Source organism: Bacillus sp. LL01 (assembly GCF_001037965.1).
This window is the reverse complement of sequence record NZ_LFEL01000039.1, coordinates 1-10,200: the sequence shown is the minus strand read 5'-3', so window position 1 is coordinate 10,200 and position 10,200 is coordinate 1. Positions and strand designations below refer to the sequence as shown.

Below are 10,200 nucleotides of genomic sequence, written 5' to 3'. Positions count from 1 at the left end.
GCTTCAAGAGGGACAGCATTATAAATAGAAGCGCGACAACCGCCTACAGAGCGGTGACCTCCTAAACCAACAAATCCTTTATCAGCAGCTTCATTCAAGAACGCTTTCGTTAAGTCTTCGTTAGGAAGAGTGAAGGTAACATTCATTCGTGAACGACTTTCTTTTGTAGCGTGTCCTGTGTAGAAGCCATTACTTTGGTCGATTGCTTCATAAAGTAAGTTTGCCTTCTTTTCGTTCTGTTCTTGGATAGCCAAAGCACCACCTTGATCTTGCACCCATCTTAAAACGTTACGAAGCATGTAGATCGCAAACGTTGGAGGTGTGTGGTAAAGAGAGTCTGCTTTTGCATGAGTTTGGTAGCGTAAAATGGTTGGAATATTGTCATTTTCCTGTTCTAATAAGTCTTTTCTGACAATGACAACTGTTACCCCAGATGGACCTAAATTCTTTTGCGMTCCTRCATAAATTAGCCCGAATTTTTCGATGTCAAGAGGACGAGATAAAATATCACTAGACATGTCTGCAATTAAAGGGACATCTTTTGTGTCAGGGAACGATTGCCACTGTGTCCCATAAATTGTATTGTTTGAAGTAAGGTGTACATAAGCATCAGTTGATTCAATGGTAGATGAGTCAAACGAAGGAATTGACTTATATTGTTCATTTTTAGTAGATGCGGCAATACTTGCTTCACCGATTAATTGAGCTTCCTTGAAGGCTTTTTCTGACCAAGATCCACTCATCAAATAGCTTGCTTTTTGACCTTCTTTAAGCAGGTTCATAGGGATCATTGAAAATTGTAAGCTCGCTCCTCCTTGAAGGAAGAGAATTTGATAATTGTCTGGTATGTTTAATAGTTTTTTTAATAGTTCTTTTGCTTCTTGGTGAACAGATTCGTACGTTTTGCTGCGGTGACTAAGTTCCATTACGGACATGCCACTATCCTCAAAGTTTACTAACTCTTTTTGAGCTGTTTCTAAAACAGATTTAGGTAATGCTGATGGACCTGCATTGAAGTTATACACTTTTTTACTCATAAGCTCTACTTCCACTCCTTTAGTTCTGCACCACAGTAATGTTTCTATCTAATACGATTATCGTACCATAATTTATTTAAAAAAGAAGGGGAAAGTAAGGATATTTTCTGAATCTACAGAAAAAAAGAACTGACTATGGAAGTCAGTTCGTAACATGTGCTGAAACAGCAGCTGCCATCTCTTGTAATTGGGGCGGGGAATACTCAGAGCTATGATCTTTCCAGACTGCTCCAAATCCATCACCTTTACCGTAACGTGGGATTAAATGAACGTGATAATGGAAGACGGTTTGTCCTGCAACTTCACCATTATTATTCACGATATTTAAACCTTCTGGCTTGTATGTAGCTTTAAGTGCTTTTGCAAGCTTAGGGACGACTGAAAAAAGGTGACTTGCAACGTCTGTATCAAGTTCAAAAACATCCACTTGATGTGCTTTAGGGATGATCAATGTGTGACCTTTTGTTACTTGGCTAATATCCATGAAGGCTAAGACCTTCTCATCCTCATATACTTTTGAAGCCGGAATTTCTCCTTTAATAATTTTACAGAAGATACAGTTTGAATCATGAGACATCGAATCATCCTTTCAAATGGGTTTATTTTCTTTTTTCTACTATATCTTAGCAAGTGAGCTCGACGCAACTGCTTAAGCTGTTTTGTAACAGTCATCGTTCACTGTTCTGTTATTGGCACAGACTAGGACATATGGTATGATATAGTTAGAAAATTACAATAAATCAGTCGCAGGAGGAACGATTATGCATGTACCTTTAGTTTTGCTTGATTTCCTAGACCGTGCCGTGGAATTATACGGAGCGAAGCCAGCTATTATCGGTGAAAAGAGAACGCTTACATATAAGCAATTAAATGAACGAGTTCAACAACTTTCCCATGGTTTAACGGAACTTGGTATTAATAAGGGTGATAAAATTGCCTATTTAGCACCGAATTCAGAAGAAATGCTGGAGGGGTTCTATGGTGTATTTCAAGTAGGAGCAGTCATGACCTCTTTAAATACTCGTTTAAAGCCTGAGGACTATTTATTTATTTTAAATCATAGTGAGAGCCAAGTTTTATTTGTAGACCATGAACTGTTCCCTTTAGTAGAGCCAATATTAGATAAACTTGAAACCGTTAAAAAGATTATCATTCATGGGGCAGATGAAGATCATGATAAGGGCCAATCATATGAGCGATGGCTCAGTCAGTTTCCAACAACGACCTTTGATCGTGTTCCATTAGAAGAAACAGATCTTGCTAATATTCTTTATACGAGTGGAACAACTGGTAATCCTAAAGGCGTCATGTTAACTCATCGCAGTAATTAYTTGCATGCATTAAGTACGCAACATCATTTACGCGTAAGCGATCAAGATAAGTTGATTCACATCTTGCCTATGTTCCACGTAAATGGTTGGGGTTCTCCTTTCTATTACACAGCCAATGGGGCAACTCAAGTAATGCTTCGTAAGATTAATCCAAAAGCCATTTTTGACAAAATCGAAGAGAATAATGTGACCGTAGCCCATATGGCACCAACTGTATTAAATATGTTGCTTGAATATGCCAAACAAGAAAACGTTCCGAAAAATAAAAACATGCGTGTTGTGATTGCCGGCTCTGCACCGCCTCCAGCATTTGTAACAAGAGTAGAAGAAGAGCTAGGGTGGGAATTCATTCAAGTTTACGGTATGACTGAGACAAGCCCACTCGTCACTACTTCCCAAATTCGTTCTGAGCAACAATCACTCGATGATGCGGCAAAAGCGCGTTTGAAAGCAAAAACGGGCTATGCCATRATCGGTTCAAAATTACGTGTGGTAAACGAGTACGGTGAGCCAGTCGTAGCTGATGGTAAGAGCATTGGTGAGATTGTTGTTCGTGCCAACGGAGTGATGGAAGGTTACTGGAAAAATCCTGACGCTACGAATGAAACGATCAGAGAGGGTTGGCTTCACACAGGAGATATGGCAACTGTGGACGAAAATGGTTACATGGAAATTGTAGACCGTAAAAAGGATGTCATTATTAGTGGAGGCGAAAACATTTCTTCGATTGAGGTAGAAGGTGTATTATATGAGCACCCAGCCGTATTAGAGGCAGCTGTTATTGCGGTTCCTCACGAAAAATGGGGAGAAGTCCCTCATGCGGTGGTCGTCCTACGTGAAGGGGAGCAGTTAACGGAGGAAGAAGTGATCCAATTTGCAAGAAGCAAGATGGCTCATTTCAAAGCTCCAAAAAGCGTTGTGTTCGCTGAAGCACTTCCTAAAACAGCATCAGGAAAAATTCAAAAGGTGCAGATTCGTAAAGAGTATTGGGGAGACGGAGCAAGAATGGTTAACTAATCAAAATCGACAGCCCTCACTTTGTGGGGGCTGTTTTTCATGGTGGTTATAGTCTGTTGAAGGCTGCTAATATATAACGATTTGTTGATTTGTGCAAAATTATTGATATATGAGCGAGTACGAAAGAATTATGTGCGAAGTTGATGATATATGAGCGGTACAGCAGATATATGTGCGCCATTCTTGATAGATGTGCAAGCCTCAAAATATATGAGCGAAACGCTATTTTATGAGCGAGTTGCTGATGTTCCCCCTGCGGCTCCTTGTCCTGCGGGGAAAAACGGTGAATCAAATGAAGTCAAAGAGCGACTTCATCTTGCTCCCCCTTATTTATCCGCATGCCAACCCAGTCGCCTTCGCTTTTCTTGTCTAGTTGCGTGGCTCAGGTCATCGGTCGCTTCACTTTGTCAAACGAAGCAAAAAGCGCTTCTCATTGCCAAAGCTCCACCGCCCTCATACCTAACCGAGCCTCTCCGCTTTTCTTTTTATTCACAGTTTTGTGCGGTTTTTTGGTTGGTGGGTCGTGCTATAATACGGGGGAATAACTTCGATAAAGGAGCTTGTGAGATGAAAAAATTAGGACTTTTCCTTGCGCTTATATTACTTGTATTTCCTGTTGTCGGTTGTCAGAGTCATGATATGGAAGAAGAGGCTATGGTAGATCATGCCAATCATAATATGGTGATGGGAGATCTGCATGAAAAAACAGCTGCAGCTGAGGAGTTGCCTACATTTTTAGCCAATCATCATGAGGCGATTGGTGATATCTATGAACGTACCCCTCATTACCAAGACTTACTTGAGCATATACCATGTTATTGTGGATGTGGTGAATCAGTTGGTCACCGTAGTACATTCGATTGCTTCATTCATGAAAGAGGCGAGGATGGCTCTGTTGTGTGGGATGACCACGGGGCAAAGTGTGGCGTTTGTTTAGAGATTGCTCATGCTTCTATGGAGCTGTATGATAACGGAACCTCTGTTGATGAAATACGTGATTTGATTGATGAGCGATATAAAGAAGGCTATGCAGAGCCTACTGATACACCTCACCCATCTGCATCTTAATGGATAGAAGTAGCCGATTGTCGGTTGCTTCTTCTCTTTTATTTAGAGGTTTTTGGGGTAAGGGTGGAGAAGGTAGTCTTCAATTTGATAAGATAATGAAGCGAAGGAGGCGACTACTGAATGAAACAGCGTTTAAAGATCGAGAACCTAACTGGTGGGTATCATCCAAAAAAGCCAGTCTTGCATAATGTGAATTTTACGGTGAATGAAGAAGAGATTGTTGGCTTAATCGGGCTTAATGGAGCTGGTAAAAGTACGACGATTAAACATATTTTAGGCCTACTAGAACCACATGATGGAAAGGTGACGATTGAAGGGAAAACCTTTCAAGAAGATGCCAATGAGTATCRTCGTGCCTATGCATACATACCTGAAACACCGGTTTTATATGATGAATTAACGCTATGGGAGCATCTTGAATTAACTGCACTTGCTTATGGAATAGAGGAAGACGTATTTAAGGAACGTGCAGAGTCACTACTTAAAGAATTTAAGATGACGAGGATGAAAAAATGGTTTCCTAGTCATTTCTCGAAAGGAATGCGTCAAAAAGTAATGATTATGAGTGCTTTTTTAGTGGAACCACCCGTTTATATAGTGGATGAGCCTATTGTAGGACTTGATCCTCTTGGTATTCAATCATTTTTAAATTTTATTGCTGATATGAGAAAACGTGGAGCGGGCGTGTTAATGTCGACGCATATTTTAGCGACGGCAGAACGTTATTGTGATCGGTTTGTAATTTTGCATTATGGCAAGGTCGTTTTAACAGGGACACTCGAAGAAATGCGCCAACAGCTAAAGATGCCTTATGCAACACTTGATGATATCTACATTGAGATGACGAAGGAAGAAATCGTATGAGGGATGGAATGACGTTATGGAAAGAGAGGGTAGGTGCTTATTGGAACGAAGCAATCAGGTACTTACGCTTAATTGGAAATAGTGGGTTTTTATTTACAGTCTATTTTTTAATTTTGATTGGGAGCTTCTATTATAGTCAGCTTCTTCAGGAGTTGCCGGAGTCATTTCCTTCTTTATGGCTGTTTACCATCGTCTTTGCTCTTGTTTTAACAAGGGGACGAATACGAACCTTTGTAAAACAGGCGGATGTTGTCTTTTTATTACCTTATGAAACGAAGCTTGATCGTTATTTTAGATCGTCACAAATTTATTCCTTTATCTTGCAAGCCTTTACGATGACCGTTCTCTTTATTGTATTAGCGCCACTTTTTGCTTTGCGCTTAACGGATGCGGCAGGGAGCTTTTGGTTCGTGCTTGGCTTATTATTAGTTGTGAAAGCATGGAATGTAGGGAGTACATGGCAGGAACAACGTTTTCAAAGTGATCAAGAAAGAATGTCGCATTTCTTTTTGCGTTTTTTTGTAAACGGAGTGTTCGCGTATCTCTTATTCTCTGGTGCTGACTTTATTTATCTTGCAGCTGTCCTTTTAATTATGGGGTTGCTCTATGTAGTGTATTATCAAAAGGTTGTGAAGAAGTTATCGATTAAATGGGACCACTTAATCAATGTGGAACAACGCATGTTAATGTTCTTTTACCGGATTGCGAATGCTTTTACGGATGTCCCTCAGTTAAAAGAACAAGTAAGAAGTCGCTCGTATTTAAATGGCCTTTTGCCATTCTTATCTGCAAATAAAAAGAGTGTTTATCATTATTTGTTTGCGCGCACGTTTATTCGTGCAAATGATTATTTAGGTGTCTATTTTAGATTAGTCCTTGTTGCAAGCTTTTTACTCGCTATCTTACCAAATGGTTGGATGGAGATTGCAGTTCTCCTATTGTTCATGCATATGGTCATGATGCAGCTATCGACTTTATGGTTTCATTACGATACAAATATGTGGGTTGATTTGTATCCGATTGAAGAAGAAGGGCGAAATCACGCTTTAACTACGATTAGCTTTAGATTGTTACTTGTGATGACAGGCGTTTTAACTGGAGTTTTACTTGTCACCTCAACTTATTTGATTACCGTTATTGGACTCGTCATAGGTCTTGGATTTAGTTATGTAGGGAGTACGAAGTGGATTCATCGTCGCAAAAAACAGGCATGGTAAGTCGTTTTTTCTCATTTACTAAAAAGGAGAACTACTAGTAAAAGGAGTGTATCGATGTACAAAGAAACTGCCAAGGAAGAAGTTGCTAGATGGAGACGGAAATTGCTTAAACGCCCTTCAATGGCTGGCCGTTACACAAAAAAGTGGCAAATGAAAATGAATAATATGATTCCAGAGCGCGTTCATTCGGTCGTGACTAACAGTATTAAAAACATGGTTCATGTCACATTAACCGGATCAGAGCATACAGCCAATAAAGAACCCCTTTATGATGTGAGCTTAGAGGAAAGAGAAGAAAAGGTCAGAGAGTTAATTAAGACTTATAAACGAACAGCGGCTGCTGAGGGAGCAGGTACAGGTGCTGGAGGTATTTTTCTTGGCCTCGCAGATTTCCCTTTGCTCCTTGGAATCAAAATGAAATTCTTATTTGATGTGGCTTCGACTTATGGGTATGACGTCAGAGATTATCGAGAGCGACTCTTTGTGYTACTTCTATTCCAACTCGCATTCTCAAGCGGCGATAAGAGGGTGGAATTACTCAATCGTATTGACCAATGGGAAGATGAGTATAATCAACTTCCAAGTAAGCGAGAGTATATGGAAAAAGTAGATTGGAAGGATTTTCAGTTGACGTATCGAGATTATATTGATTTACCAAAAAYGCTTCAGATGATCCCAGGATTTGGAGCGATTGTCGGAGCGGCAGCTAATTATCATTTTCTTGACATTTTAGGGGAAACGGCGATGAATGGTTTTAGAATAAGAATGTTTGAACAAGAAAAAAACGGAGCTGATCACTAGATCGGCTCCGTTTTTATTAGAAATTAAATGGTACAAATCGAGCTAAGTAGGCAGAAATGACACTGAATTGGCCAGTGAATAATAACACACCTAGAGCAACCATAATTCCACCGCTGACCTTTTGGATCGTAGGAAGCCATTTATTCAGACGGCGCATTTTATCAAGAGATCTTGACCATAGAAGCGCCACTGCTACAAATGGGATCCCTAAGCCAATGGAGTAGATAAGGAGCATGAACATACCCGTCCACATCGTATCAGTTTGGCTTGCGATAATTAAAATAGATGAGAGCACAAGGCCGATACATGGCGACCATCCTGTTCCAAATAAGAACCCGAGTAAAACAGAGCTTGCGAAGCTCTTTGTTTTACGTGGTTTTGTTGATAGCTTCTTTTCACTAATCAACATACGAATTGAGATCACGCCCATCATTTGTAAACCAAAGACCGCAATGATAATGCCCCCTATTTGCTCAAGTAACTGCCTGTTTGACCAGAACAATTGCCCGACAAAGGTCGAAGATGCACCGAGTAATAAAAAGATACTTGTAAACCCTATCACAAATCCAATACTTCTAGATAAGATTAAGCGGCGATCTGCCATGACCGCGTTGCCTTCTACTTGAGAGCCAGTTAGCTGTGCAAGATAGGCTGGAACCAAAGGGAAAATACAAGGAGATAAAAAAGAAACAACCCCCGCTAAAAATGCAAGCCAAATTGTCACCTCAGACATATTTGCCACCTCCATTACGTTACTACTAGTCCATGCAGTAGCAAGTAAAACTATTCTATCATTTCATTCTTTCTCATAAAAATCATTTTTGAGCTGTTGATTCAAAGTATATACCAAATAAAAATAGTTTTTCACTCATTTTGCATTTGTTCACTGAAGTGACAAAGGTCGGAGAGAAAGATCAGTCTTGAGGCGGAGTGAAAACCGTGCTGCGGCAAGGGGTCAGAAAGTATGTCTTTTCTTACAATAGAAGTAATAACAAGTAAGGAGGGATGATCGTGAAACGAACAAGTAAAGCACTGGGAGGAATTTTACTCCTTTTTATTGGATTAAGTATGCTTCTTAGCATGGTCGGGATTCATCTAGGAGGGGTAATTKGCTTAGTAATTGGTGCATGGCTAATGTATCTAGGGTATTCAAAATGGCAGGAAGTCGGCTGGTCTGTATCGAGCATAGCATTACTTGCCTTAGGTGCAGTCCTCTTATTTGGAGGCATGGGAGGAGTTGTGAGTTTGGCCATTGGTGTATTACTCGTATATGGAGGATATCAATTGCTGATACCAGCTAAAGACGGTGATGAAGAAGATTTTGTGGAGGAAGCGCGTTCGCCCTACGAATCGATTGATGAAGAGTTTAATCGTTTAATGAACAAATAAATAGAATATAAACCTTAGGGAGGAATATAAGATGTCAGCATTAAAAAGAATGGAACGTTTTATAAAAGCATCGATTCACGAGGGACTAGATCGTATTGAAAATCCTGAAATGATGATTAAGCAACATCTTCGTGATGTGAAAGCTTCGATTAAAAAGGCAGAGCAAAACATTCAAAAGCAAAGGTATGTACGAGAAACACTAGATCGAGACAAACAAATGACGGAGCGTTTAATTACAAGAAGAGAGCAGCAAGCTGTTGAGGCTTTAAAAGCCGCAGAAGAATTACTTGCTAAAAAGGTTCTTGTCGACAAAAAGCATCTTGAACAACAGCTCAACCGTTATGATCAATTAACAGAGAAAAGTACAGAAATAAAACATCACTATGAAGTAGAGCTTGAGAAGCTAAAGGATCAGCATATACAACTACGTGAGAAAAAGATCGAATTATCGCTGCGTTTACAAGGTACAAAAAAGGGTGAGCATATGAAGGCGTTGAAGCCTAGGTCCTATATGTTAGATCTTGAAGAAGAGTTTGAACATTTAGATGATCAAGTGATGAGGTCAGAGGAAAAAGCCTATAAGTATTCTAGTCAAACAAGCAAAAACCTCCACGAGGAACATGAAATTGAAGTTGAAGCAGAACTGCGTCTTTTAAAAGAAAAGCTAGATAAACAATCTTAAGCATAAGCATAAAGCAAGGGGGAGCCCTTGCTTTCTTTCAAATGAAATCGATTTTTCATTGGCTGAAGGAAAAAATTTCTATATACTTTATGGGTGTATAAGGGGACGTAGGGGGAGGTTTGTATGAAAAAACTAGCTGGAGTCACTTTAATGGTCGTCGGTCTAATTGTCTTTCTTTCTACTCTTGGTTCGTGTTTTTCCACTTCTAGTAGTGGAGAAAAGCTAGAAGAGGTAAGAATCGATCTTCAAGAAACTCATCACTTACTTTTAGAGAGTACGAGTATTGATATTCGAATTGAGAAGGCCGAGGGCAATGAATTAATCGTTGAAGTAGAAGAAAAACAAAGAAATCAGGATCTGATTTTTGATGAACGAGGGGACCGCATAACCGTGAAAATGGTAGAAGGAAATCGCTTTTCGCTTCCTTTTTTTAATCCTAGACCAGAAACAGAAATGATTGTGTTTATTCCAGAGCAACATCTTGATGAACTTGAGATCAAAACAGTGTCAGGGGATGTTTATAGTCATACTCGATTATTAGTGGGTGATCTTCATTTCCGGACCACATCTGGGGACATTGAAGCCACTGAGATTAATGCTATTCAAGCTATTCTCAGCTCAACTTCAGGAAATGTGGTAGTAGACTCCTTTATGGGAGGGCAGGCGGCAGCTAAAACAGTCTCAGGGGATATAGAGATTGGAGGAATAGAAGGAGACATAGATCTCGATACCGTTTCCGGAGATATTTTGGTAACATATACAGATGGTAATCAAGACGCCCATCTCAAAACCGT

At 39.9% G+C, this 10,200-nt stretch carries 11 protein-coding genes; 8 read left to right on the top strand and 3 right to left on the bottom strand.

Going from position 1 to position 10,200, the window contains the following annotated elements:
• Together serC and AB685_RS22915 are read right to left on the bottom strand one after the other, a co-directional pair.
• Window positions 1–1,037 (bottom strand): 3-phosphoserine/phosphohydroxythreonine transaminase (gene serC, locus AB685_RS22920; RefSeq protein ID WP_047972897.1); only part of this gene is annotated, 1,037 nt, incomplete at its 3' end.
• A gap of 142 nt (window positions 1,038–1,179) precedes the next feature.
• On the bottom strand, window positions 1,180–1,614 hold the full coding sequence (locus AB685_RS22915) for an HIT family protein (protein ID WP_047972896.1): 435 nt from the start codon (window positions 1,612–1,614) through the stop codon (window positions 1,180–1,182).
• Window positions 1,615–1,798: 184 nt separating this feature from the next.
• Between AB685_RS22915 and AB685_RS22910 the strand changes: the two genes are divergently transcribed.
• The 5 genes from AB685_RS22910 to AB685_RS22890 all read left to right on the top strand — a co-directional run bounded on the left by AB685_RS22910 (window position 1,799) and on the right by AB685_RS22890 (window position 7,335).
• Window positions 1,799–3,385, top strand: a complete 1,587-nt coding sequence (locus AB685_RS22910; protein WP_047972895.1) for a long-chain-fatty-acid--CoA ligase — start codon at window positions 1,799–1,801, stop codon at window positions 3,383–3,385.
• Window positions 3,386–3,952: 567 nt separating this feature from the next.
• Window positions 3,953–4,453 (top strand): PCYCGC motif-containing (lipo)protein, encoded by a 501-nt coding sequence (locus AB685_RS22905; protein WP_047972894.1) that lies wholly within the window; start codon window positions 3,953–3,955, stop codon window positions 4,451–4,453.
• A 120-nt stretch (window positions 4,454–4,573) separates the two neighbouring features.
• Entirely contained in the window at window positions 4,574–5,317 is a 744-nt protein-coding gene (locus AB685_RS22900) for an ABC transporter ATP-binding protein (RefSeq protein ID WP_047972893.1), read from the top strand.
• 8 nt (window positions 5,318–5,325) lie between these two features.
• On the top strand, window positions 5,326–6,534 hold the full coding sequence (locus AB685_RS22895) for an ABC transporter permease (protein WP_241773367.1): 1,209 nt from the start codon (window positions 5,326–5,328) through the stop codon (window positions 6,532–6,534).
• Between the two features lie 54 nt (window positions 6,535–6,588).
• A complete protein-coding gene (locus AB685_RS22890) occupies window positions 6,589–7,335 on the top strand; it encodes an EcsC family protein (RefSeq protein ID WP_047972891.1) in 747 nt (248 codons plus the stop codon).
• Between the two features lie 16 nt (window positions 7,336–7,351).
• Here the strand turns inward: AB685_RS22890 and AB685_RS22885 are convergent, their stop codons facing one another.
• Window positions 7,352–8,068 (bottom strand): cytochrome c biogenesis CcdA family protein, encoded by a 717-nt coding sequence (locus AB685_RS22885; protein ID WP_047972890.1) that lies wholly within the window; start codon window positions 8,066–8,068, stop codon window positions 7,352–7,354.
• A 272-nt stretch (window positions 8,069–8,340) separates the two neighbouring features.
• On the opposite strand from AB685_RS22885, the gene AB685_RS22880 reads away from it, so the two are divergent.
• The 3 genes from AB685_RS22880 to AB685_RS22870 all read left to right on the top strand — a co-directional run.
• Window positions 8,341–8,724, top strand: a complete 384-nt coding sequence (locus tag AB685_RS22880; RefSeq protein ID WP_241773366.1) for a hypothetical protein — start codon at window positions 8,341–8,343, stop codon at window positions 8,722–8,724.
• Between the two features lie 31 nt (window positions 8,725–8,755).
• Window positions 8,756–9,406, top strand: a complete 651-nt coding sequence (locus tag AB685_RS22875) for a PspA/IM30 family protein (protein ID WP_047972888.1) — start codon at window positions 8,756–8,758, stop codon at window positions 9,404–9,406.
• A 123-nt stretch (window positions 9,407–9,529) separates the two neighbouring features.
• Window positions 9,530–10,200, top strand: a 671-nt coding sequence (locus AB685_RS22870) for a DUF4097 family beta strand repeat-containing protein (RefSeq protein WP_047972887.1), incomplete at its 3' end; no start/stop codon positions are given.

Coding starts and splice junctions, on each gene's coding strand:
- AB685_RS22915 (WP_047972896.1), bottom strand. CDS start 1,614: ATGTCTCATGATTCAAACTGTATCTTCTGTAAAATTATTAAAGGAGAA.
- AB685_RS22905 (WP_047972894.1), top strand. CDS start 3,953: ATGAAAAAATTAGGACTTTTCCTTGCGCTTATATTACTTGTATTTCCT.
- AB685_RS22895 (WP_241773367.1), top strand. CDS start 5,326: ATGACGTTATGGAAAGAGAGGGTAGGTGCTTATTGGAACGAAGCAATC.
- AB685_RS22885 (WP_047972890.1), bottom strand. CDS start 8,068: ATGTCTGAGGTGACAATTTGGCTTGCATTTTTAGCGGGGGTTGTTTCT.
- AB685_RS22875 (WP_047972888.1), top strand. CDS start 8,756: ATGTCAGCATTAAAAAGAATGGAACGTTTTATAAAAGCATCGATTCAC.